At 67.1% G+C, this 22,358-nt stretch carries 23 protein-coding genes and 1 tRNA gene; 16 read left to right on the top strand and 8 right to left on the bottom strand.

Going from position 1 to position 22,358, the window contains the following annotated elements; genetic code table 11:
- The first annotated feature begins 183 nt into the window (after positions 1-183).
- The 4 genes from KY49_RS20265 (at position 184) to KY49_RS20280 (ending at position 3,451) form a co-directional block, all read left to right on the top strand.
- Entirely contained in the window at positions 184-696 is a 513-nt protein-coding gene (locus KY49_RS20265; protein WP_029226338.1) for a PTS sugar transporter subunit IIA, read from the top strand.
- A gap of 136 nt (positions 697-832) precedes the next feature.
- Positions 833-1,801: an HPr(Ser) kinase/phosphatase gene (gene hprK, locus KY49_RS20270; protein ID WP_010090664.1), complete on the top strand. Its 969-nt coding sequence runs from the start codon at positions 833-835 to the stop codon at positions 1,799-1,801.
- Positions 1,802-1,877: 76 nt separating this feature from the next.
- Positions 1,878-2,786, top strand: coding sequence for an RNase adapter RapZ (gene rapZ, locus KY49_RS20275; RefSeq protein WP_042586340.1), 909 nt, complete (start codon positions 1,878-1,880; stop codon positions 2,784-2,786).
- Positions 2,787-2,812: 26 nt separating this feature from the next.
- Positions 2,813-3,451 carry an LON peptidase substrate-binding domain-containing protein gene (locus KY49_RS20280; protein WP_042586341.1) on the top strand — a complete coding sequence of 213 codons (639 nt, stop codon included), beginning with the start codon at positions 2,813-2,815 and terminating at the stop codon, positions 3,449-3,451.
- A 27-nt stretch (positions 3,452-3,478) separates the two neighbouring features.
- Here the strand turns inward: KY49_RS20280 and mutY are convergent, their stop codons facing one another.
- Both mutY and mutM read right to left on the bottom strand, forming a co-directional pair.
- On the bottom strand, positions 3,479-4,585 hold the full coding sequence (gene mutY / locus KY49_RS20285; protein ID WP_042586342.1) for an A/G-specific adenine glycosylase: 1,107 nt from the start codon (positions 4,583-4,585) through the stop codon (positions 3,479-3,481).
- 25 nt (positions 4,586-4,610) lie between these two features.
- Complete coding sequence (gene mutM / locus KY49_RS20290; protein ID WP_042586343.1) at positions 4,611-5,441, bottom strand: bifunctional DNA-formamidopyrimidine glycosylase/DNA-(apurinic or apyrimidinic site) lyase; 831 nt, start codon at positions 5,439-5,441, stop codon at positions 4,611-4,613.
- 87 nt (positions 5,442-5,528) lie between these two features.
- Here mutM and KY49_RS20295 point away from each other — a divergent pair, with 87 nt between their 5' ends.
- The 8 genes from KY49_RS20295 to hisC all read left to right on the top strand — a co-directional run bounded on the left by KY49_RS20295 (position 5,529) and on the right by hisC (position 12,638).
- Entirely contained in the window at positions 5,529-7,352 is a 1,824-nt protein-coding gene (locus tag KY49_RS20295; RefSeq protein ID WP_042586344.1) for a tetratricopeptide repeat protein, read from the top strand.
- A complete protein-coding gene (gene lolB / locus KY49_RS20300; RefSeq protein WP_042586345.1) occupies positions 7,352-7,969 on the top strand; it encodes a lipoprotein insertase outer membrane protein LolB in 618 nt (205 codons plus the stop codon). Before KY49_RS20295 ends, lolB begins: the two co-directional genes overlap by 1 nt.
- Positions 7,970-8,000: 31 nt before the next feature.
- A complete protein-coding gene (ispE, locus tag KY49_RS20305; RefSeq protein WP_042586346.1) occupies positions 8,001-8,882 on the top strand; it encodes a 4-(cytidine 5'-diphospho)-2-C-methyl-D-erythritol kinase in 882 nt (293 codons plus the stop codon).
- A 52-nt stretch (positions 8,883-8,934) separates the two neighbouring features.
- Positions 8,935-9,011 (top strand) — tRNA-Gln (locus KY49_RS20310).
- Positions 9,012-9,056: 45 nt separating this feature from the next.
- A complete protein-coding gene (locus tag KY49_RS20315; protein ID WP_010090655.1) occupies positions 9,057-10,019 on the top strand; it encodes a ribose-phosphate pyrophosphokinase in 963 nt (320 codons plus the stop codon).
- A gap of 161 nt (positions 10,020-10,180) precedes the next feature.
- Entirely contained in the window at positions 10,181-10,786 is a 606-nt protein-coding gene (locus tag KY49_RS20320; protein WP_042586347.1) for a 50S ribosomal protein L25/general stress protein Ctc, read from the top strand.
- A 110-nt stretch (positions 10,787-10,896) separates the two neighbouring features.
- Complete coding sequence (pth, locus tag KY49_RS20325; protein WP_042586348.1) at positions 10,897-11,499, top strand: aminoacyl-tRNA hydrolase; 603 nt, start codon at positions 10,897-10,899, stop codon at positions 11,497-11,499.
- A gap of 71 nt (positions 11,500-11,570) precedes the next feature.
- On the top strand, positions 11,571-12,638 hold the full coding sequence (gene hisC, locus KY49_RS20330; RefSeq protein ID WP_042586349.1) for a histidinol-phosphate transaminase: 1,068 nt from the start codon (positions 11,571-11,573) through the stop codon (positions 12,636-12,638).
- A gap of 41 nt (positions 12,639-12,679) precedes the next feature.
- Here the strand turns inward: hisC and KY49_RS20335 are convergent, their stop codons facing one another.
- The 3 genes from KY49_RS20335 to rsmD form a co-directional block, all read right to left on the bottom strand.
- Positions 12,680-12,949 (bottom strand): YfhL family 4Fe-4S dicluster ferredoxin, encoded by a 270-nt coding sequence (locus KY49_RS20335; RefSeq protein WP_042586350.1) that lies wholly within the window; start codon positions 12,947-12,949, stop codon positions 12,680-12,682.
- Positions 12,950-13,008: 59 nt separating this feature from the next.
- Positions 13,009-13,509 (bottom strand): pantetheine-phosphate adenylyltransferase, encoded by a 501-nt coding sequence (gene coaD, locus KY49_RS20340; protein WP_010090649.1) that lies wholly within the window; start codon positions 13,507-13,509, stop codon positions 13,009-13,011.
- Between the two features lie 110 nt (positions 13,510-13,619).
- A complete protein-coding gene (gene rsmD / locus KY49_RS20345; protein ID WP_042586351.1) occupies positions 13,620-14,243 on the bottom strand; it encodes a 16S rRNA (guanine(966)-N(2))-methyltransferase RsmD in 624 nt (207 codons plus the stop codon).
- Positions 14,244-14,445: 202 nt separating this feature from the next.
- Between rsmD and ftsY the strand changes: the two genes are divergently transcribed.
- Positions 14,446-15,618 carry a signal recognition particle-docking protein FtsY gene (gene ftsY, locus KY49_RS20350; RefSeq protein ID WP_042586352.1) on the top strand — a complete coding sequence of 391 codons (1,173 nt, stop codon included), beginning with the start codon at positions 14,446-14,448 and terminating at the stop codon, positions 15,616-15,618.
- A 75-nt stretch (positions 15,619-15,693) separates the two neighbouring features.
- Here ftsY and maiA read toward each other — a convergent pair whose 3' ends face one another.
- Positions 15,694-16,338 (bottom strand): maleylacetoacetate isomerase, encoded by a 645-nt coding sequence (maiA, locus tag KY49_RS20355; RefSeq protein WP_042586353.1) that lies wholly within the window; start codon positions 16,336-16,338, stop codon positions 15,694-15,696.
- A gap of 245 nt (positions 16,339-16,583) precedes the next feature.
- Here maiA and ybiB point away from each other — a divergent pair, with 245 nt between their 5' ends.
- Together ybiB and leuA are read left to right on the top strand one after the other, a co-directional pair.
- Positions 16,584-17,567 (top strand): DNA-binding protein YbiB, encoded by a 984-nt coding sequence (gene ybiB, locus KY49_RS20360; protein ID WP_042586354.1) that lies wholly within the window; start codon positions 16,584-16,586, stop codon positions 17,565-17,567.
- 412 nt (positions 17,568-17,979) lie between these two features.
- Positions 17,980-19,626 carry a 2-isopropylmalate synthase gene (gene leuA, locus KY49_RS20365; RefSeq protein WP_042586355.1) on the top strand — a complete coding sequence of 549 codons (1,647 nt, stop codon included), beginning with the start codon at positions 17,980-17,982 and terminating at the stop codon, positions 19,624-19,626.
- 140 nt (positions 19,627-19,766) lie between these two features.
- Here the strand turns inward: leuA and KY49_RS20370 are convergent, their stop codons facing one another.
- Positions 19,767-20,150, bottom strand: a complete 384-nt coding sequence (locus KY49_RS20370; RefSeq protein ID WP_042586356.1) for a nuclear transport factor 2 family protein — start codon at positions 20,148-20,150, stop codon at positions 19,767-19,769.
- Positions 20,151-20,195: 45 nt separating this feature from the next.
- Positions 20,196-20,762: an acyloxyacyl hydrolase gene (locus KY49_RS20375; RefSeq protein ID WP_042586357.1), complete on the bottom strand. Its 567-nt coding sequence runs from the start codon at positions 20,760-20,762 to the stop codon at positions 20,196-20,198.
- 361 nt (positions 20,763-21,123) lie between these two features.
- Between KY49_RS20375 and rpoH the strand changes: the two genes are divergently transcribed.
- Positions 21,124-22,059: an RNA polymerase sigma factor RpoH gene (gene rpoH, locus KY49_RS20380; protein ID WP_042586358.1), complete on the top strand. Its 936-nt coding sequence runs from the start codon at positions 21,124-21,126 to the stop codon at positions 22,057-22,059.
- The last annotated feature ends 299 nt before the right edge of the window (positions 22,060-22,358 follow it).

The following is a 22,358-nucleotide window of genomic DNA, read 5'->3' on the forward strand; positions in this document are numbered from 1 at the left end:
TACCCGCATCGCCACGCCGCCCGGTTCGCCGGGCGGTTTTTTTTGTGTCCGGCGCAGCGCCGCCCGCATCCGCGCCACGCTCGCGCCCGTGTTCTATAATGCTTCGGTTATTGCCGGGGGGCGTTGGGTACGGTCACCGTGCCTTGCAGGTCTCCATCGCCTAACGCCTTGATATTGCCAAACATGGAAAATCAGTCTGCCGCCGCGAGGAGACCCCAGGCCGCCCTATCGCCTGCCAACATGAATCGCCTAGCCAAAATCCTGCCCCTAGAGAACGTCGTCATCGACCTCTCCGTCACCAGCAAGAAACGCGTCTTCGAACAAGCCGGGCTGATCTTCGAGAATCAGAACGGCATCGCCCGCAGCACCGTCACGGACAACCTGTTCGCGCGCGAGCGCCTCGGCTCGACCGGGCTCGGCGAAGGCGTCGCGATTCCGCACGGGCGCATCAAGGGCCTCAAGCATCCGCTCGCCGCGTTCGTGCGGCTCGCCGATCCGATTCCGTTCGAGGCGCCCGACGGCCAGCCCGTTTCGCTCCTGATCTTCCTGCTCGTTCCCGAGCAAGCCACCCAGCAGCATCTCGAGATCCTGTCGGAAATCGCGCAGCTGCTGTCCGACCGCGATGCGCGCGAGCGTCTGCACAACGAACCGGATCGCGCGGAGTTGCACAGCCTGCTCACTCAGTGGCAACCTTGAGTTGATCCGGGCGGTACATTTTCCCGAACCAGGCGGCACGCGCCGCCGGCCCGGGCCGCCCGGCGCCGGCCCGGCGTGGCGACGGCCGTCGCTGCGCGCACCGGCTCATTGACCGGCTCAATGGAGTGACGGACTCATGGATACGTCCAGCATCAACGCCCAGAGCATCTTCGACGACAACGCCGCCACGCTGAAGCTCAGCTGGCTGACGGGGCATGAAGGCTGGGAGCGCGGCTTTTCCGCGGATACCGTCGCCAATGCGACGTCGAGCGCCGACCTCGTCGGCCACCTGAACCTGATCCACCCGAACCGGATCCAGGTGCTCGGCGAAGCCGAGATCGACTACTACCAGCGGCAGACCGACGAAGACCGCTCGCGCCACATGGCCGAACTGATCGCCCTCGAACCGCCGTTCCTCGTCGTCGCCGGCGGCGCCGCGGCGCCGCCCGAACTGGTGCTGCGGTGCACGCGCTCATCGACGCCGCTGTTCACGACGCCGATGTCCGCCGCCGCGGTGATCGACAGCCTGCGCCTCTACATGTCGCGCATCCTCGCGCCGCGCGCCACGCTGCACGGCGTGTTCCTCGACATCCTCGGGATGGGCGTGCTGCTGACGGGCGACTCGGGCCTCGGCAAGAGCGAACTCGGCCTCGAGCTGATCAGCCGCGGCCACGGCCTCGTCGCCGACGACGCGGTCGATTTCGTGCGTCTCGGTCCGGATTTCGTCGAAGGGCGCTGCCCGCCGCTGCTGCAGAACCTGCTCGAAGTGCGCGGCCTCGGCCTGCTCGACATCAAGACGATCTTCGGCGAAACGGCCGTGCGGCGGAAAATGAAGCTGAAGCTGATCGTGCAGCTGGTGCGGCGCCCCGACGGCGAGTTCCAGCGCCTGCCGCTCGAAAGCCAGACGGTCGACGTGCTCGGCCTGCCGATCAGCAAGGTCACGATCCAGGTTGCGGCCGGCCGCAACCTCGCGGTGCTGGTCGAGGCGGCGGTCCGCAACACGATCCTGCAGTTGCGCGGCATCGACACGCTGCGCGATTTCATGGATCGGCAACGACTCGCGATGCAGGATCCCGATAGCCAGTTCCCCGGCAAGCTCGTATAACCGGCACCGGTGCAGGCGCGCGGCGCGGGCGCGTCGTGCCGGTGCTATGATGAAACGTCAGGATTTTCTGCTTCCCATGCGCATAGTTCTCATCACCGGCATTTCCGGCTCCGGCAAGTCCGTCGCGCTGAACGCGCTGGAGGACGCGGGCTTCTACTGCGTCGACAACCTGCCGCCGCACGTGCTGCCCGAGCTGGCCCGCTACCTGGCCGAGGAAGGCCAGCGGCGGCTCGCCGTCGCGATCGACGCGCGTTCGAGCGCGTCGCTCGACGAAATGCCCGGCCTGATCCGCGCGCTGTCGCGCGAGCACGACGTGCGCGTGCTGTTCCTCAACGCGAGCACCCAGGCGCTGATCCAGCGCTTTTCCGAGACGCGCCGCCGCCATCCGCTGTCCGGCTCGCCGTCGCACGACGCCGACGTCGGCCTGCTGTCGTCGCTCGAGGAGGCGATCGAGCGCGAGCGCGACCTGGTCGCGCCGCTCGCCGAATTCGGCCATCAGATCGACACCAGCAACCTGCGCGCGAACGCGCTGCGCAGTTGGGTCAAGCGGTTCATCGAGCAGAAGAACCACGACCTGATGCTGACGTTCGAATCGTTCGGCTTCAAGCGCGGCGTGCCGCTCGACGCGGACCTGATGTTCGACGTGCGCGCGCTGCCGAATCCGTACTACGACCATGAGCTGCGCCCGCTCACCGGGCTCGACCAGCCGGTCATCGCGTTTCTCGACGCACTGCCGATCGTCCACCAGATGATCGACGACATCCATGCGTTTCTCATCAAATGGCTGCCGCACTTCCGCGAAGACAATCGCAGCTACCTGACCGTCGCCATCGGCTGCACGGGCGGGCAGCATCGCTCGGTCTTCATCGCGGAAACGCTCGCCACGCGCCTCGCGGCCGAGGCGAACGTGATCGTGCGGCATCGTGACGCACCGGTGGATGTCGGCGCGTCGTCGCGGCTCGTGACCGCGGTCGCAAGACCCTAGCGACGCCGCTTCCCCGTCAGCGCGCCATGTCCTCTCTCTCCACCACCCTGCTCGACCTGCCGCTGTTTCCGCTGCATACCGTGCTGTTTCCCGGAGGGCTGCTGCCGCTCAAGGTGTTCGAGGCGCGCTATCTCGACATGTCGCGTGCGTGTCTGCGCGACAACGCGCCGTTCGGCGTCTGCCTGCTGAAAAGCGGACCGGAAGTCGCGCAGGAAGGCGCGGTGTCGGTGCCGGAAACGATCGGCTGCATGGCGCGCATCGTCGAATGCGACACCGGCGAATTCGGGATGCTGTTTCTGCAGGCGATCGGCACGCAGCGCTTCGAACTGCTGTCGTACCGCGTCGAGGCGAACGGGCTGCTCGTCGGCATCGCCGAGCCGCTGCCCGACGACATTCCGCTCGAAGGCGAGCAGGCGCTCGCGCAGTTCGGCGCGTGCGCGGAGGTGCTGGAGCGCATCATCGATGCGCTGAAGCAGAAGAACGAGCCGGACAAGCTGCCGTTCTGCGAGCCGTTCCGGCTCGACGATCCGAGCTGGGTGTCGAACCGTCTCGCCGAACTGCTGCCGCTCGATCTGCGCGCGCGGCAGAAGCTGATGGAGTTTCCCGACGTCGGCGCGCGCATCGACGCCGTGCATCATGTGCTGAACCGGCACGGCTGGCTCTGAGCGCCCGCCGCGCGCGTTCCCCGCGAGTTACAGCAGCGGTCCGCTCAACGCATCGAGCAGCTTGCGCACCGGCGCGGGCACGCCGTACGCGTCGAGTCCGCTCAGCGGCACCCATGCGGTTTGCGCGTCCTGCGCGACGACGTCACTGCCGCCGTGCTCGCCCATCTCGCTCAGCCGCGGCTCGATCTCAAGCTTGAAATGCGTGAACGTGTGCGTGAGCGGCGCGAGCGGCACCGGCCCGCCGCCGCCCAGACCGCGCGCGCGGTCGGCGAGCGCGGCGTCGCCGTCGGCTTCCGGCAGGCTCCACAACCCGCCCCAGATGCCCGCCGGCGGCCGCCGCTCGAGCAGCACCGCATCGCCGTCGCGCAGCACGAGCATCCAGGTCTTGCGCGTCGGCACCTTCTTCTTCGGACGCGCGGCCGGCAATTCGCGCTGCCGGCCGGTGGACTGCGCGACGCAATCGCCGGCGAACGGGCAGCGCGCGCAATCCGGCTTGCCGCGCACGCACAGCGTCGCGCCGAGATCCATCAAGCCCTGCGTATACGCGCTCACGTCGGCTGCATTCGCGGCATCGGGCAGCAGTGATTCGGCCAGCGCCCACATGTCGTTCTCGACGCGCTTCTCGCCGGGGAAGCCTTCGACGCCGAACACCCGCGCGAGCACGCGCTTCACGTTGCCGTCGAGAATCGTCGCGTGCGCGCCGAACGCGAACGACGCGATCGCCGCCGCGGTCGAGCGGCCGATGCCGGGCAGTTCGGCGAGCGCGTCCGGCGTCGCCGGGAACGCGCCGCCGTGCTCGGCGGCCACCACCTGCGCGCAGCGGTGCAGGTTGCGCGCGCGCGAGTAGTAGCCGAGGCCCGCCCATAGCGCCATCACGTCGTCGGCCGGCGCGGCGGCGAGCGCGGCGACGTCCGGGAAGCGCTCGAGAAAGCGCAGATAGTACGGCACGACGGTCGACACCTGGGTCTGCTGCAGCATGATTTCCGACAGCCAGATGCGATAGGGATCGCGTGTGTTCTGCCACGGCAGGTCGTGGCGTCCGTGCGCGCGCTGCCACGTGATCAGGCGCGTGGCGAACGTGCGGTGCAGCGGCGTGACGGGAAACGGAGCGGGAGCGATACGGGGCGGCTTCAAGATGACGAGAAAATGGAGAAAGGTTTCAACGCTGGCACGTCGGACAGAAATAGGTCGACCGCTGGCCCTGCACGATCTGCCTGATCGGCGCGCCGCACACGCGGCAAGGCAGGCCCGCGCGATCGTAGACGAAGCAGTCGAGCTGGAAGTAGCCGCTCTCGCCGTTGCTGCCGACGAAATCGCGCAACGTGCTGCCGCCGCGCTCGATCGCGTCGGCGAGCGTCGCGCGCACGGCATCGGCCAGCCGCTCGTAACGCGGCAGCGACACCTTCCCGGCGGCGGTGGTCGGCCGGATGCCGGCGCGGAACAGGCTCTCCGACGCATAGATGTTGCCGACGCCGACGACGATGTCGCCCGCGAGCAGCGCCTGCTTCACCGACACCGAGCGCCCGCGCGTGCGCGCATGGAGCAGCGCGCCGCTGAAGGCCGGCGAGAACGGTTCGACGCCGAGGCTCGCGAGCAGCGGATGCGCGTGCACGTCGCCTGCCTCGCGCGGATGCCACAGCACGGCGCCGAAGCGGCGCGGATCGCGGTAGCGCAGCACGAATTCGTCGAAGATCCAGTCGATGTGATCGTGCTTCGCGGCGGCGGGCGGCGCGCCGGCGGTCGGCAGCACGCGCAGCGTGCCCGTCATGCCGAGATGCACGATGAACCAGCCGGCGTCGACCTCGAACAGCAGGTACTTGCCGCGCCGCTCGACGCCGAGCACCTCGCGCGCGCGCAACTGTTCCGCGAGCCCGGCCGGCACCGGCCAGCGCAGCATTGCGGTACGGACGTCGACGCGCTCGACGCGCCGCCCCGCGACAAAGGGTTCGATACCCCGGCGCGTCACTTCGACTTCTGGCAACTCTGGCATGTTCTGCGAGTCTCAAACTGATTGTCGTGATTGTGCGTGTATTGTAGCGAGCGCGTTACAATCGACCGAAACATCGAACGGATTTCCATGACCCTGCCCTTGAAGCTGCTTCAGAAGCGCCCCGCCGCCGCGCGCGGCTTGCGCGCCTTCCCGGTCCGCCGCGTGCTTGGCGCCGCGCTGATCGCCGCATGGACCTTCGCCGCCGTTCCGGCCCACGCGCAGATGCCTGCGCCGGACGACGACGAGCCGCAGGGCGCGTTCGACCATGTGTTGCCGGACGAGAAAAAGAATCTCCCGAGCGTGCCGCTGACGAGCCAGATCGTCTATCAGGTGCTGGCCGCCGAAGTGGCGCTCCAGCGCAACCAGCCCGCGCCAGCGTTCCAGACGTATCTCGCGCTCGCGCGCGACACGCGCGACCCGCGCATGGCGCAGCGCGCGACCGAAATCGCGCTCGCCGCGCAGAGCCCGGCCGATGCGTTGTCGGCCGCGAACCTGTGGCGCCAGTACGCGCCGGATTCGAACCGCGCATCGCAGGTCGACGCCGCGCTGCTGGTGCTCGCCGGCAAGCCGGCCGACGCGCAGCCGATGCTCGCGCGCGAACTTGCGCGCGCGACAGGCGACACGCGCGGCCCCGCGATCCTCGCGCTGCAGGCGCTGCTCGCGCGCGGCGCCGACCGCGTCGGCGGCCTCGCAGTGCTGCGGGACATGCTGAAGAACGACATGAACCGCCCGGAGGCGCAACTCGCGATCGCCCGCCAGCAGCTCGCCGTCGACGACAAGGACGGCGCCGCGCAATCGCTGAAGCAGGCGCTGCAGATCCGGCCGGACTACCTACCCGCGGCGCTGATGCTGTCGCAGATGGGCCCCGCGGAGCGCGCGGCCGGCATCGCGTCGTTCGAGAAATATGTTCAGCAGAATCCGAAGTCGCGCGACGCGCGGCTCGCGCTGTCGCAGCTGTATCTCGCGGACGAACGCCTCGACGACGCGCAGAAGCAGTTCGAGACGATGCGCAAGCTCGACTCGAATGATCCGACGCCGCTGATGGCGCTCGCGCTGATCAAGATTCAGCAGAAGAAGCTCGACGACGCGACGGCCTACCTGAAGCAGTACGTGCAGCTCGGCGCGAAGCAGCCGAACGCCGACGTCGGCCAGGGCTACATCTACCTCGCGCAGATCGCGATCGACCAGGGCAACGACGCGACCGCGTCGCAATGGCTCGACAAGGTCGACCAGACGAGCCAGCACTACCTGCCCGCGCAGATCACGCGCGCGCAGTTGCTGCAGAAACAGGGCAAGACCGACGAGGCGCGCAAGGTGCTCGACAACCTGCCGGTCAACGATCCGCGCGACGCCGCCGTGATCGCGCGCACCGACGCGTCGATCCTGTTTACCGCGAAGCGCTACGGCGAAGCGGAGATGCGCCTGTCGCGGGCCGTCGCCGATTTCCCGGACGATCCGGACCTGCGCTACGACTACGCGATGGCGGCCGAGAAGACCGGCCACTACACGACGATGGAACAGCAGCTGCGCGAACTGATCCGCACGCAGCCCGACAACCCGCAGGCATACAACGCGCTCGGCTATTCGCTCGCCGACCGCAACCAGCGCCTGCCGGAAGCCAGCAAGCTGATCGAGAAGGCCAACGCGCTCGCGCCGAACGACGCGTACATCATGGACAGCCTCGGCTGGGTGAAATTCCGGATGGGCGACACCGCCGGCGCGACGAAGGTCCTGCGGCGCGCATACGACCTGCAGCCGAACGCCGAAATCGGCGCGCATCTCGGCGAGGTGCTGTGGAAGAGCGGCGCGCAGGAAGAAGCACGCACCGCGTGGCGCGCGGCGCAGAAGCTCGAGCCGGACAACGACACGCTCGTGCAGACGCTCAAGCGCCTCCAGATCAACGGCCTGTGATGCGCATGGCCCGGATGTTTTCCCTGTCCTCACGTGCGGTGCGCGGCATCGCCGCGGCCGGCGCGGCACTTGCGCTCGCCGGCTGCGCGAGCACGCCGCCGTCGGCGAGCACACCCGGCGGCGTGCTGCAGACGGCCGCGACGCACGCGTATCACGGCCGCTTCGCGGTGCAGTACAACGACCGCCTCGGCAGGCAGCAGAACGTGTACGGCAACTTCGACTGGCAGGAATACGGCGACGACGTATCGCTCGAATTGCGCAGCCCGCTCGGCCAGACGCTCGCGGTCGTGAAGTCGTCGCCGCGCACCGCGTCGCTCGAATTGCCGAACCGCCAGCCGCAGTTCGCGACGGACGTCGACCAGCTGATGCAGAACACGCTCGGCTTTTCGCTGCCGCTCGCCGGGCTGCGCTACTGGCTGCAGCCGACGCCCGCGCCCGCGTCGCCGGCCGCGACCGTGCGTGACGCCGAAGACGGCGCGCGCATCAAGCAGATCCGCCAGGACGGCTGGACGATCGATTACCTCTCGTACGCGGATGCGCCGGCCACCGGCGTCAAGCGCGTGAACCTCGTGCGCGCGACGCCGCCGCTCGACATCAAGCTCGTGCTCGACCAGTGAGCACGCGCGCCTAGCCTGACACGACACCAGCATGACCGACTCGACCCGCTCGCTGCGCAATTGCCTTGCGCCCGCGAAACTCAACCTGTTCCTGCACATCACCGGCCGCCGCCCGAACGGTTATCACGACCTGCAGAGCGTGTTCCAGCTGCTGAACTGGGGCGACACGCTGCACTTCACGCTGCGCGACGACGGCAAGGTTGCGCGCGCGACCGACGTGCCGGGCGTGCCCGAGGAAAGCGACCTCGTCGTGCGCGCCGCCAACCTGCTGAAGGCGCACACGGGCGCGACGGCCGGCGTCGACATCGAGATCGACAAGCGCCTGCCGATGGGCGCGGGCCTCGGCGGCGGCAGCTCCGACGCGGCGACCACGCTGCTCGCGCTGAACCGTCTGTGGCAGCTGAATCTGCCGCGCGCGGAATTGCAGTCGCTCGCGGTGAAACTCGGCGCGGACGTGCCGTTTTTTATTTTTGGAAAAAATGCGTTCGCAGAGGGTATCGGAGAAGAATTAGCTGAGGTAGAATTGCCGACTCGCTGGTTCCTGGTTGTGACGCCAAGCGTTCATGTCCCGACCGCTGAAATTTTTTCAGATGAGTTGTTGACAAGAGATTCAAAGCCAGTCACAATTACAGACTTTCTTGCACGACAAAGCAGCGACGCAGGATGGCCAGATAGTTTCGGTCGGAATGACATGCAGCAAGTTGTGACAAGTAAGTACGCGGAAGTTGCACAGGTGGTCAAATGGTTGTATGATGTGGCCCCTGCAAGGATGACCGGATCCGGAGCAAGCGTGTTTGCAGTATTTCGCAGCAAGCACGAGGCAGAAGCGGTGAAAGCCAAACTGCCCGCCGGTTGGAACGGCGCAGTTGCCGAGAGCCTGAACGAGCATCCGCTCTTCGCTTTCGCGTCATGAAGTTTTACTTTGTCGGATGACCTACAGTCCGGCGGAGTTGTCAGTTAAGTGTAGGGGAGTCGCCAAGTTGGTCAAGGCACCGGATTTTGATTCCGGCATGCGAGGGTTCGAGTCCTTCCTCCCCTGCCAAAAATTTTCCCGCATTTCCCGCCCAAAGCCCGAAGCAGGTGCACGATGAGCAGCCACAGCCATGATGGCTTGATGGTCTTTACTGGCAACGCGAATCCCGCGCTTGCCCAGGAAGTCGTCAATATCCTTGGTATTCCCCTCGGCAAGGCAATGGTCAGCCGTTTCTCCGACGGCGAGATCCAGGTCGAGATCCAGGAAAACGTGCGCGGCAAGGACGTCTTCGTCCTGCAATCCACGTGCGCGCCGACCAACGACAACCTGATGGAACTGATGATCATGGTCGATGCGCTCAAGCGCGCATCCGCCGGCCGGATCACCGCAGCCATCCCCTACTTCGGCTACGCCCGCCAGGATCGCCGCCCGCGTTCGGCGCGCGTCGCGATCTCGGCGAAGATCGTCGCGAACATGCTGGAAATCGCCGGCGTCGAGCGGATCATCACGATGGATCTGCACGCCGACCAGATTCAGGGCTTCTTCGACATTCCGGTCGACAACATCTACGCGACGCCGATCCTGCTGGGCGACCTGCGCAAGCAGAACTACTCGGATCTGCTCGTCGTGTCGCCGGACGTCGGCGGCGTGGTCCGCGCCCGTGCGCTCGCGAAGCAGCTCAATTGTGATCTCGCGATCATCGACAAGCGTCGCCCGAAGGCGAACGTCGCCGAAGTGATGAACATCATCGGTGAAGTCGAAGGCCGCACCTGCGTGATCATGGACGACATGGTCGACACCGCGGGCACGCTTTGCAAGGCCGCGCAAGTGCTGAAGGATCGCGGCGCGAAGCAGGTGTTCGCATATGCGACGCACCCGGTGCTGTCGGGTGGCGCCGCCGAGCGCATCGCCGCATCGGCGCTCGACGAACTGGTCGTCACCGACACGATCCCGCTGTCCGCAGAATCGCTGGCCTGCTCGAAGATCCGCTCGCTGACGAGCGCGAGCCTCCTGGCCGAGACGTTCTCGCGGATCCGCCGCGGCGATTCGGTGATGTCGCTGTTCGCGGAATCCTGATCGGGATACCGACAAGCAAAGCATGCGCGAAAAGCGAAGCGGCAACGCTTCGCTTTTTGCACAATCGGCCGGGACGTACGAAACCCCGGCCGTTTCGTCAGGGGCCGCCGTTATGACGGCCCGTCTTACTGCCTGGTCGCGGGCAGCATATGGAGAATCACATGAAAGTCGTCGCTTTCGAGCGCCAACAGCAAGGTACGGGTGCGAGCCGCCGCCTGCGCAACGCTGGTAAGACCACGGGTATCGTCTACGGTGGCGAAGCCGCCCCGCAAATGATCGAACTCGATCACAACGCGCTGTGGCACGCGCTGAAGAAGGAAGCCTTCCACTCGTCGATCCTCGACCTCGAAGTGGCCGGCGCATCGCAGCAAGTCCTGCTGCGTGACGTTCAGTACCACCCGTTCAAGCAACTCGTGCTGCACGTGGACTTCCAGCGCGTCGACGCGAAGAAGAAGCTGCACACGAAGGTGCCGCTGCACTTCCTGAACGCTGAAGTCAGCCCGGCCGTGAAGCTGTCGAGCGCGATCGTCTCGCACGTCGCGACGGAAATCGAAGTCGAGTGCCTGCCGGCCGACCTGCCGGAATTCCTCGAAATCGACCTGTCGAAGATCGAAGCGGGCCAGTCGCTGCACGCGAAGGACATCACGCTGCCGAAGGGCGTTGCGCTGACCTCGCACGTCGACGCTGAAAACCCGGTCGTCGCGTCGGCAGCGCTGCCGGCTGGCGCCGTGTCGGACGCGGCCGAAGGCGAAACGCCGGCTGCCTAAGCGCCCTTTCGATCCGTTTTCCGAAACGGTCGACGCAACCCGCCGCGGCTTGCCCCCGGCGGGTTTTTCTTTTTTGCGCCCAGGCGGCTCGCCGCCGCCATCGAAACGTCATGATCAAACTGATCGTCGGCCTCGGCAATCCCGGGGCGGAATACACCGCGACGCGCCACAACGCCGGCTTCTGGCTGATCGACCAGCTGGCCCGCGAAGCAGGCGCCACGCTGCGCGACGAGCGCCGCTTCCACGGCTTCTACGCGAAGGCCCGCCTGCACGGCGAGGAAGTGCATCTGCTCGAGCCGCAGACGTACATGAACCGCTCCGGCCAGTCGGTCGTCGCGCTCGCGCAATTCTTCAAGATCCTGCCGGACCAGATCCTCGTCGCGCACGACGAGCTCGACCTGCCGCCCGGCACCGTCAAGCTGAAGCGCGGCGGCGGCAGTGGCGGCCACAACGGCCTCAAGGACATTTCCGCACACCTGTCGTCGCAGCAATACTGGCGGCTGCGGATCGGCATCGGCCATCCGCGCGACCTGATCCCCGAAAGCGCACGCGCCGGCGCGAAGCCGGACGTCGCGAATTTCGTGCTGAAGCCGCCGCGCCGCGAAGAGCAGGACGTGATCGACGCGTCGATCGAACGTGCGCTCGCCGTGATGCCGATGGTCGTCAAGGGCGAGCTCGACCGCGCGACGATGCTGCTGCATCGCAACGGCTGAGCGCAGCCGCCGCGCGCACCGCATGCCGCGCATGAGGTAATCTCGTCGTTTTACCCGTCAGGAGTCGTGCGGTGAGCCGTTACTGGAGCGAAGTCGTTCAGCAACTCGTGCCCTATGTGCCGGGCGAACAGCCCGCGCTCGCGCATCCGGTCAAGCTGAACACCAACGAGAATCCCTATCCGCCGTCGCCGCGCGTCGTCGCGGCGATCGCGCACGAGCTCGGCGAAACCGGCGACACGCTGCGCCGCTATCCCGATCCGCTCGCGCGCCAGTTGCGCGAGACGGTCGCCGCCCATCACCGCATCGCGCCGGACCAGGTGTTCGTCGGCAACGGCTCCGACGAAGTGCTCGCGCACACGTTCCAGGCGCTGCTCAAGCACGACCGGCCGCTGCGCTTCCCAGACATCACGTACAGCTTCTATCCGACCTATGCGCGGCTGTATGGCGTGCCATACACGGCGCTGCCGCTCGCCGACGATTTCTCGATCCGTGTCGACGACTACCTCGACGACGCGGGCTGCGTGCTGTTTCCGAACCCGAACGCGCCGACGGGCCGCGCGCTGCCGCTCGCGGACATCGAGCGGATCGCCGCCGCGAATCCGTCGTCGGCGGTCGTCATCGACGAGGCGTACGTGGATTTCGGCGCGCAGTCGGCAATCTCGCTGATCGACCGCTATCCGAACCTGCTGGTCGTCCATACGACGTCGAAGGCCCGCTCGCTCGCGGGGATGCGGGTCGGCTTCGCATTCGGCGATGCCGGCCTGATCGACGCGCTCAACCGTGTGAAGGACAGCTTCAACTCGTACCCGCTCGACCGCCTCGCGCAGGTCGCGGCGCGCGCCGCCTACGAGGACGACGCGTACTTCGACGCGACGTGCCGGCGCGTGATCGACAGCCGCACGCGGCTCACGCAGGCGCTGGAAGCACTGGGATTCGACGTCGTGCCGTCGGCCGCGAATTTCGTGTTCGCGCGCCATCCGGCGCACGACGCGGCCACGCTGGCGACACGGCTCAAGGAGCGGGAGATTTTCGTGCGGCACTTCAAGCTGCCGCGGATCGACCAGCATCTGCGCATCACCGTCGGCACCGATGCCGAGTGCGACGCGCTCGTCGCGGCGCTGCGCGACCTGCTGGGCTGAAAACGGCGCGGGCGGCACGCGCCGCCCGGCCCTTCATTGCGTCACTGCTGCACGTCGTCGCCCTTCGCGGCGATCAGCGCGTGGTACTTCTCCATCAACTGCGCGTGCGTTTCCGCGTGCTGCGGATCGCGCGGGATGCATTCGACCGGACACACCTGCTGGCACTGCGGCTCGTCGAAATGGCCGACGCACTCGGTGCACTTGCCGGGGTCGATCACGTAGATTTCCGGGCCCATCGAAATCGCGCCGTTCGGGCACTCAGGCTCGCACACGTCGCAATTGATGCACTCGTCGGTAATCATCAAAGCCATACTGATCTCACTTGCTCAGGCCGGCGGCCGGCTTCGGGGAGAAACCGGCCGGCGCCGCATCACGCGGCCGGGCCCTGGCCCATTGCGGCCACTTTTTCCGTCAGCCACTTCTCGACCGACGGGAACACGAACTTGCTGACATCTCCGCCCAACTGGGCGATTTCGCGCACGATCGTCCCCGAAATGAACTGGTACTGGTCGGACGGCGTCATGAACATCGTCTCGACGTCCGGCAGCAGATAGCGGTTCATCCCCGCCATCTGGAACTCGTATTCGAAATCGGACACCGCGCGCAGGCCGCGCACGATCACCCGCGCGTTGTTGGTGCGGACGAAATCCTTCAGCAGGCCGGTGAAGCCCATCACCTTCACGTTCGGGTAATGGCCGAGCACCTCGTTCGCAATCTCCAGACGTTCCTCCAGCGAGAAGAACGGCTTTTTCGCGCGGCTGTCGGCGACGCCGACGACCAGCGTATCAAAAATGCTCGACGCGCGCCGCACGAGATCTTCGTGGCCACGCGTCAGCGGATCGAACGTACCCGGATACACGGCGACTACCATGTCGCTCCTCCTGTCATCACGCAAATGGGGGTGCAGCCGTGCGACGCGCACGCCACTGCCGAGCTGGGCAAACGTCGCCTGTCGCACGTCGCCTCGTTTTGGAACGCGCATTATTCATCATTTTCGCGTCGCAGCAAATGATAGTGGACCGCGCCGGCCTTGCCATGCTTCACGATCTCCCAGCCGGCGAGCGCGTCGTGCCCGGCCGGGTCGAGTTCCGCGCCCGTCTCGACGTACAGCGCGCCGCCCGGCGCAACCAGCGGTGCAGTGAGCGCGATCGCGCGCGCGAGCACGGCCGCGTCGCCGAACGGCGGGTCGAGGAACACGACGTCGAATGCGCCCGGCGCGAGGCCGGCCGCGAGCCGCAGCGCATCGGCCTCCGCGACCTCGACCGTGCGCGCGCCGAGCTTGTCCCGGATCGCGCGCAACTGCTGCGCCGCGCGCGGATGGCGCTCGACCATCACGACGCTCGCCGCGCCGCGCGATGCGGCCTCGAAGCCGAGCGCGCCGGTGCCGGCGAACAGGTCGAGACAGCGCTGCCCGTCGAGGTCCTGGCCGAGCCAGTTGAACAGCGTCTCGCGGACGCGGTCGGGCGTCGGGCGCAGGCCGTCGAGATCCAGCACCGCGAGCGGCGTGCGTTTCCAGTCGCCGCCGATGATGCGGATCGTGTGCGGCTTGCCGCGGCTGGTGGGGGCCGCGGGGCGGCCGGAGGATGAACGGGATGAACGGGACATGCGGGAGGAATATCGAACGGAGGACCGGGCGCGAACGGGGCGCGCCGCCAAACAGGCGCACGTTACCACAGCGGCGTCGCGCGCTGGCGCGAGCGCCGCGCTGCGCCTGATAAAATGCGAGGTTTCGGCTGTCGCGCGCGGCAGCCCGCACGCAGTCCGCGCCTTCCACGGCGACGGACCGCCCTCTTCCCGACGCCAGACCATGTTCAGTTTCTTCAAACGATTCAAGAAAACGCAGGAGCCGACGCCCGCGGAAGCGCCGTCGGCCGCCGAGCCGCAGGCGGACGCGCAGTCCGTCGACGCGCCCGCGCCGCAGCCGGCGCCGGCCCCGCGCGAATCCGCGCCTCCGACCGGCGGCGCGGCGCCGCAACCGGCCGCGCCCGCCGTCGTGATGACGGTCACCCCGGCCGACGGCGGCCGCGGCGAGGTCGTCGAGACGGTCGAGATCGTCCCGCCGCCCGCCGTGGAGCCCAACGCGAAGAAATCGTGGCTCGCGCGCCTGAAGTCCGGGCTCGCGAAGACCAGTTCGAGCATCACCGGCGTGTTCGTCAGCACGAAGATCGACGAGGACCTGTACGAGGAGCTCGAGACCGCGCTGCTGATGTCCGACGCGGGCGTCGACGCGACCGAATACCTGCTCGACGCGCTGCGCGAGAAAGTGCGCACGGGCCGGCTCACCGATCCGCAGCAGGTCAAGGCCGCACTGCACGACCTGCTCGTCGACCTGCTGAAGCCGCTCGAGAAATCGCTGATGCTCGGCCGCGCGCAGCCGCTCGTGATGATGATCGCGGGCGTCAACGGCGCCGGCAAGACAACCAGCATCGGCAAGCTCGCAAAGCACCTGCAGAGCTTCGACCAGTCGGTGCTGCTGGCCGCGGGCGACACGTTCCGCGCGGCCGCCCGCGAACAGCTGACGATCTGGGGCGAGCGCAACAACGTGACGGTCGTGCAGCAGGAAAGCGGCGATCCGGCCGCGGTGATCTTCGACGCGGTCAGCGCCGCGCGCGCGCGCGGCATCGACGTGATGATGGCCGACACCGCAGGCCGCCTGCCGACGCAGCTGCACCTGATGGAAGAGCTGAAGAAGGTGAAGCGCGTGATCTCGAAGGCGCACGACGGCGCGCCGCACGAAGTGCTGCTCGTGATCGACGCGAACACGGGCCAGAACGCACTCACGCAGGTGAAGGCGTTCGACGACGCGCTCGGCCTGACCGGCCTCATCGTCACGAAGCTCGACGGCACCGCGAAGGGCGGCATCCTCGCCGCGATCGCGCGGCAGCGCCCGGTGCCCGTCTACTTCATCGGCGTCGGCGAGAAAGTCGAGGACCTGCAGCCGTTCAGCGCAGTGGAATTCGCGGACGCGCTGCTCGGCTGAGCGCCGCGCATCCTGCCGCACACAGGGCGCCCGCGGGCGCCCTTTTTCATGCGGCTGACCCGTCCTTGGCCTGCCTCACTCGGCGTCGGGCTGCGCGCCGGGCGCGGCCGCCTTGAACGCGTCGAGCGTCATTGCATGGTCGTAGATCCGCTGGATCGTCGGGAAGCGTGACGTGTCGATCGCGAAGCGGTTCGCGTTGAACACCTGCGGCACGACGCAGATGTCGGCGAGCGTCGGCGTGTCGCCGAAGCACAGCTTGCCGGTGCGCGGATCGTTCGCGAGGCGCGCTTCCAGCGTCGCGAAACCCGCCTCGATCCAGTGGCGGTACCAGTCGTTCTTCGCCTCTTCCGGCACCTGGAGCATGTGCTTCAGGTACTTCAGCACACGCAGGTTGTTGAGCGGGTGGATCTCGCACGCGATCTGCAGCGCGATCGACCGCACGTACGCGCGGTCGAGCGGCGCTTTCGGCAGCAGCGGCGGCTCGGGATGGGTCTCGTCCAGGTACTCGACGATCGCGAGCGACTGCTGCAGCGCCGCGTCGCCGTCGACGAGCGTCGGCACCAGCGAATCCGGGCTCAGCGCACGATATTCGTCCTTCAGTTGCTGGCCGCCGTCGCGCAGCAGGTGCACCGGCACGTAGTCGAACGGCAGCTGCTTCAGGTGCAGCGCGATCCGCACGCGATACGACGCGGAACTGCGGAAATAGCTGTAAAGCTTCATCGGATGTCTCTCGTTGTCGTGATCGGCCGGCGAACGCGCAGGCCGGAAGCCGGCGTGCGCGGCACGGGCAGCGCGCGGCGGGCCGGCCCCCGGGGGCCGAGGCCGACGCACGCGTCGCCGGATGCATCAGTGTAGCGCGCGGCGCCGCGCCTCCGCGCGCTTGCCGGATCCGCGCACATGCGATACTGGGAAGGTTCCTCACATCAGATGCGCGGCCCCGACGGCGGCCGCCCCACCCCGCTTCGATGACCGCTTCCCACGATCCCGCCGCCCGCCCGGCCGAGCCGTTCCACAGCGCCCGCTTCATCAAGGAAATCGGGCGCGGCCCGCATGGCGCGCGCGCGCTGTCCGCCGAAGACACCTTCGAGCTGTATCGGGCGATGCTCGATGCGCGCGTGTCGGACCTCGAACTCGGCGCGATCCTGATCGCGTACCGACTGAAGGGCGAGACCGCCGACGAGCTGGCCGCGATGCTGGCCGCCGCGCACGCGTCGTTCGAGCCCGTGCACGTGCGCGACGGCGCGTTCCGCCCGGTGTCGATCCCGAGCTACAACGGCGCGCGCAAGCAGCCGAACCTCGTGCCGCTGCTCGCGCTCCTGCTCGCGCGCGAAGGCGTGCCGGTGCTCGTGCACGGCGTCACGCACGACCCGGGCCGCGTGACGAGCGCCGAGATCTTCGACGCGCTGTCGATCGCGCCGTCGCCGTCGCACGACGCCATCGAGGACATGCTCGCCGAACGCCGCGTCGCGTTCGCGCCGATCGACACGCTCGCGCCGCAGCTCGCGCGCCTGCTGGCGATGCGGGGCGTGCTCGGCGTGCGCAACTCTACGCATACGCTCGTGAAGATCCTGCAGCCGTTCGCGCCCGCCGGCCTGCGGCTCGTCAACTACACGCATCCGCCGTACCGCGACAGTCTCGCGCAGCTGTTCCGCGATCATCCGGACGCGGCGCTGGGCGGCGCGCTGCTCGCGCGCGGCACCGAAGGCGAGGCGGTCGCCGACACGCGGCGCCAGGTGCAGGTCGACTGGCTGCATGACGGCATCTGCGACACGCTGATCGAAGCGGAACGCTCGTCAGCCGACGCGCCGCCCGTCGCGCTGCCCGAATCGCGCGACGCGGCCACGACCGCGGCCTGGACGGACGCCGTGCTGCGCGGCGAGATGCCGGTGCCGGAGACGGTCGCGCGCCAGGTCGAGACGATCGTGCGCATCGTCCGCCGCGGCGCCTGAGCACGCAATGGCGCGCCGGACCCGTTCCGGCGCCGCCGCACGCGACGCACGCCATCCGACGCGCCCCATTTGACACGCGCGGGCATCCTGGCATAGAGTTGTCGCCATGCGTTCCTTTCCGAACACCCTCCGAATTACCTCCGGCCGCCTAGCGCGGCCGCTATCGCTACGACTAGCCTAAGGCTGTCGTAGCGCCGTGTGCTGTCCGCACGGTCCCTCCCAGCAGTTCCTCGCAGTACCCCTCTCGCAGTTTTTACAACCGAAGTCGTCAGCTTTCGTCCGTCTATCCGTCGGCCGATCCGCGAAGATCATCCGCATCCGCAGCGCGTTCCGGCGCCACGGTGCGAGGCAGCGTCAACCGACGCTCGTGCCGCCCGTCTTCGCTCGCGACTTGAGACCCGAGGTCCCGAAGATGAAGCGCAACCCGCAAGAAAAGTACCGACCGTTCGAACCCGTCCGCATCAACGGCCGCAAGTGGCCGACCCGTACGATCGAGCGCGCGCCGGTCTGGATGAGCACCGATCTGCGCGACGGCAACCAGTCGCTGATCGAGCCGATGAGCATCGAGCAGAAGCTCGAATTCTTCGAGATGCTCGTCGCGATCGGCTTCAAGGAGATCGAAGTCGGTTTTCCGTCGGCGTCGCAAACCGACTTCGATTTCGTGCGCAGGCTGATCGACGAGAAGCGCATTCCCGACGACGTGACGATCGAAGTGCTCGTGCAATCGCGCGAAGACCTGATCGCCCGCACGTTCGACGCGCTCGAAGGCGCGCCGCGCGCGATCGTGCACCTGTACAACGCGATCTGCCCGTCGTTCCGCCGCATCGTGTTCGGGATGTCGAAGGACGACGTGAAGGCGCTCGCGGTCGACGGCACGCGAATGATCAAGGAACACGCGATGGCGCGCCCGGACACGCACTGGACCTACCAGTATTCGCCGGAAACCTTCAGCATGACCGAGCTGTCGTTCGCGCGCGAAGTGTGCGACGCGGTCGCGCAGACCTGGCGGCCGACCCGCGACCACAAGATGATCGTCAACCTGCCGGCGACCGTCGAAGCCGCGACGCCGAACGTGTTCGCCGACCAGATCGAATGGATGGACCGCAACCTCGGCTATCGCGACAGCATCGTGCTGTCCGTGCATCCGCACAACGACCGCGGCACCGCCGTCGCCGCTGCCGAGCTCGCGCTGCTCGCGGGCGCCGAGCGCATCGAAGGCTGCCTGTTCGGCAACGGCGAGCGCACCGGCAACGTCGATCTCGTCACGCTCGCGCTGAACCTCTACACGCAGGGCATCGATCCGGGCCTCGACTTCTCCGACATCGACGCGGTGCGCCGCGTCGTCGAGCGCTGCAACCAGATTCCCGTGCATCCGCGCCACCCGTACGCGGGCGACCTCGTGTTCACCGCATTCTCCGGCTCGCACCAGGATGCGATCCGCAAGGGCTTCGCGCAGCAACGGCCCGACGCGATCTGGGAGGTGCCGTACCTGCCGATCGATCCGGCCGATCTCGGCCGCAGCTACGACGCGGTGATCCGCGTGAACAGCCAGTCCGGCAAGGGCGGCGCGACGTTCCTGCTCGAACGCGGGATGGGCTTCACGCCGCCGCGCCGCGTGCAGATCGAGTTCAGCCACGCGGTGCAGACGCTCGCCGACGCATCCGGCGAGGAAGTGACGGGTGACGCAATCTGCGCGCTGTTCGCACGCGAATTCTTCGAAACCGAGGGCCCGGCCGCGCGCAGCGGCGGCAGCGCACGCTGGCGGAACCGCGACGTCGCGGGCGCCAGCGCGGCCGGCGCGACGCCCGACGAGGCGGCGCGGCGCGCGGCGGCAGCCTTCGCGGCCGCGGCCGGCGTCACGATCGACGTCGCATCGTGCGAACACGCGCGCACGGTCGACGGACGAATCGCGGTATCGGTCGGCTGCCGGGTCGGCGACGCGCCGCCGCGGCACGGCGTCGGCGTACACGCCGATGCGGCGAGCGCCGCGCTCGACGCGGTCGTCAGCGCGATCAACCGCTCGGCGTGGCACTGCGCCGACCGCCGTGCGGCGGCATAAGGGTTTGAATCAGGGTTTGAAGTAGGCCAGCGAGCGGTGCGAAACCGCCCGCGCAGCGTGCGATCCGCGCTGCGCGGGCCAGCAGGAAGCGGCCCAGAAGGGCGCTTCGGACGGGACACGAAAAGGAACGCGACGCGCGTTCATGTCTCGGTCGCGCACCGCGTCGCCTGCCACGCGAGCAGGCGCCAGCGCCCCTGCTCCTGCGTCTGCACCGCGGTGTACGCAATCGGAAACACGAGGCCGCCGTTGTTCGTTTCCATCTCGATCAGCGCGCGCCCGGTGACGAGGCAGGTATCGTCGCCCACGGGCAGCACGTCCTGCGACTGGATTTCGATCTGGCGATAGCGGCGGCGGCCGGCGGCGATGGCGTCGATGAACTGCTGCTTGGTTTCCCGTTTGCCGTTGGTGTGCACGTAGAACACATTGTCCGACAGCAGCGCGTCGAGCACTTCGCCGTCGGCATCCACCATCGCCCGGAACCGATCGCGCTCGAGCGCGCGGATCGCATCGACCACCTTCGCCATCGCCTGACTCCTCGGCAACGCGCACGCCGTGCGCGGGCGTGCGGATCAGAAGTTGTACTGCAGATAGAACTGGTGGAAATTTATACCAGGATTCGGCTCTTTGATACCCGCGTTAGACACATGTTGAAAGCGGTAGCCGACCTGGTACTGTTGCCGCTGCCCGAACTGCACGCCGACGCCCGCCACGTCGGCGAACTGGAAAGCGGTCGACATCGACAGATCGTTCGAAATCGTCGGATGAGACAGCAGGCGGATGCCGGCGCCGGCTTCGACGTACGGGCGGACCGCGCCCGCGCTCTTGATGAAACGGAGCATCGGCGTCGCGCCGAACTCCCAGATGCTCGTGTGGACGTTGCCGTTCGTATGCCAGTAGCTGACGTTGCCCTCCATCACGAACGCGAAGTGCCAGCCGCCGATTTCCCACCAGGTCCAGCCCGGATCCCAGACCACGCCGAGGTTACCCTTGTCGATGCCGTGGCGATCGGAAAACCCGCCGCCCGCCTGAATCCCCCAGCGATCCGCCAGCGCCACCCCTGAACCGCCCAGCAGCGACGCCGCCAGGAGCGCATGCAACGCAAGCCGGCTCCGCCGCCGACCGTTCTTATTGTTCATCTGACACTCCAACTTTGTGGGTTGAACGGAGCCAGCCGCCAGGCGACTGGGCTCGAGCGAACAGAATGGTATGGTAAAGGACTTTTCGGATCGGCATCACGAAACGAAATGGTTTGCTGCCGAAACTACAAAAATCAGAATCGTCTACTGATTCTCATGAAAAACAACAGGTTACGGAACTTGCGGGCATTCGAGCGGTCATGCCTAATACTATCAATACCGCCAAATCGATAGAAAAACGGGAACTCCAAAGCCCGCATCCCCTCTAAGGAATTAGCACTCAGTTGGCGGGAGTGCTAAGATTGACCGCGGAATCATCCGAGACCGGGGTTCATCCCTGATTCCAAAGGAGTTTTCTTAAGTGAGCAACGCACTGACCCTTCCGAACACCCTGAGCCCGGCGTCTGCTAAGGCCGAATCGGCAGGCTCGCTGGCGCTCGCGTCCCATTCGATGTTGCCGGGCCAGCTGGGCAATATCGACGCCTATATCCAGGCAGTCAATCGTATTCCGCTGCTGACGGCCGAGGAAGAGCGCCAGTACGCCACCGAGTTCCGCGAGCAGAACAACCTCGACGCGGCCCGCCGCCTCGTGCTGTCGCACCTGCGGCTCGTCGTGTCGATCGCGCGCAACTATCTCGGCTACGGCCTGCCGCACGGCGACCTGATCCAGGAAGGCAACATCGGCCTGATGAAGGCCGTGAAGCGCTTCGATCCGGCGCAGAACGTGCGCCTCGTGTCCTATGCGATCCACTGGATCAAGGCCGAGATCCACGAATACATCCTGCGCAACTGGCGCATGGTGAAGGTCGCGACCACGAAGGCGCAGCGCAAGCTGTTCTTCAACCTGCGCAGCCACAAGAAGGGCATGCAGGCGATGACGCCCGAGGAAATCGACGGCCTCGCGCAGGAGCTCAACGTCAAGCGCGAGGAAGTCACCGAGATGGAAACCCGCCTGTCGGGCGGCGACATCGCGCTCGAAGGGCAGGTCGAGGACGGCGAGGAAAGCTACGCGCCGATCGCGTATCTCGCCGATTCGCACAACGAGCCGACCGCCGTGCTCGCTGCGCGCCAGCGCGACATGCTGCAGACGGACGGCATCGCGCAGGCGCTCGACGCGCTCGACGCGCGCAGCCGCCGCATCATCGAGGCGCGCTGGCTGCACGTCGGCGACGACGGCTCGGGCGGCTCGACGCTGCACGATCTCGCCGCCGAGTTCGGCGTGTCGGCGGAGCGCATTCGCCAGATCGAAGCGAGCGCGATGAAGAAAATGCGCACGGCGCTCGCCGAATACGCGTAACGCCCGCTGAATTAAAACGCTTCATCGAAAACCGCTGCCCGCCCGGCAGCGGTTTTTTTTCGCCCATAATTTGACCAATTCAATCGGGTATTCACCAAAACGCCGCCTGTTCCGCCGATGCTTGATCTAGCTCAAGTTTCGACGATCCCTTCGCGACGGTCCGTCGCAGCGCGGCACTGGCACGTCGCGAGCGTCCTCTTAAAATTGATGCATCAGGCGCAACAGGATTTAAAACTGCTTAACGGCCGTCATCAATCCGACGTGGAGTCGCCCCAAACCTGCTTTAAACCGATTCTGGA

It is taken from the genome of Burkholderia sp. MSHR3999 (assembly GCF_000833595.1).
GTDB classification, from domain to species: Bacteria; Pseudomonadota; Gammaproteobacteria; order Burkholderiales; family Burkholderiaceae; genus Burkholderia; species Burkholderia ubonensis.

Coding starts and splice junctions, on each gene's coding strand:
- KY49_RS20335 (WP_042586350.1), bottom strand. CDS start 12,949: ATGGCTTTGATGATTACCGACGAGTGCATCAATTGCGACGTGTGCGAG.
- pth (WP_042586348.1), top strand. CDS start 10,897: ATGATCAAACTGATCGTCGGCCTCGGCAATCCCGGGGCGGAATACACC.
- ybiB (WP_042586354.1), top strand. CDS start 16,584: ATGACCGCTTCCCACGATCCCGCCGCCCGCCCGGCCGAGCCGTTCCAC.
- ispE (WP_042586346.1), top strand. CDS start 8,001: ATGACCGACTCGACCCGCTCGCTGCGCAATTGCCTTGCGCCCGCGAAA.
- rapZ (WP_042586340.1), top strand. CDS start 1,878: ATGCGCATAGTTCTCATCACCGGCATTTCCGGCTCCGGCAAGTCCGTC.
- KY49_RS20375 (WP_042586357.1), bottom strand. CDS start 20,762: ATGAACAATAAGAACGGTCGGCGGCGGAGCCGGCTTGCGTTGCATGCG.
- ftsY (WP_042586352.1), top strand. CDS start 14,446: ATGTTCAGTTTCTTCAAACGATTCAAGAAAACGCAGGAGCCGACGCCC.
- KY49_RS20315 (WP_010090655.1), top strand. CDS start 9,057: ATGAGCAGCCACAGCCATGATGGCTTGATGGTCTTTACTGGCAACGCG.
- KY49_RS20265 (WP_029226338.1), top strand. CDS start 184: ATGGAAAATCAGTCTGCCGCCGCGAGGAGACCCCAGGCCGCCCTATCG.
- KY49_RS20295 (WP_042586344.1), top strand. CDS start 5,529: ATGACCCTGCCCTTGAAGCTGCTTCAGAAGCGCCCCGCCGCCGCGCGC.
- leuA (WP_042586355.1), top strand. CDS start 17,980: ATGAAGCGCAACCCGCAAGAAAAGTACCGACCGTTCGAACCCGTCCGC.
- coaD (WP_010090649.1), bottom strand. CDS start 13,509: ATGGTAGTCGCCGTGTATCCGGGTACGTTCGATCCGCTGACGCGTGGC.
- maiA (WP_042586353.1), bottom strand. CDS start 16,338: ATGAAGCTTTACAGCTATTTCCGCAGTTCCGCGTCGTATCGCGTGCGG.
- KY49_RS20280 (WP_042586341.1), top strand. CDS start 2,813: ATGTCCTCTCTCTCCACCACCCTGCTCGACCTGCCGCTGTTTCCGCTG.
- mutM (WP_042586343.1), bottom strand. CDS start 5,441: ATGCCAGAGTTGCCAGAAGTCGAAGTGACGCGCCGGGGTATCGAACCC.
- KY49_RS20320 (WP_042586347.1), top strand. CDS start 10,181: ATGAAAGTCGTCGCTTTCGAGCGCCAACAGCAAGGTACGGGTGCGAGC.
- KY49_RS20370 (WP_042586356.1), bottom strand. CDS start 20,150: ATGGCGAAGGTGGTCGATGCGATCCGCGCGCTCGAGCGCGATCGGTTC.
- rsmD (WP_042586351.1), bottom strand. CDS start 14,243: ATGTCCCGTTCATCCCGTTCATCCTCCGGCCGCCCCGCGGCCCCCACC.
- hprK (WP_010090664.1), top strand. CDS start 833: ATGGATACGTCCAGCATCAACGCCCAGAGCATCTTCGACGACAACGCC.
- lolB (WP_042586345.1), top strand. CDS start 7,352: ATGCGCATGGCCCGGATGTTTTCCCTGTCCTCACGTGCGGTGCGCGGC.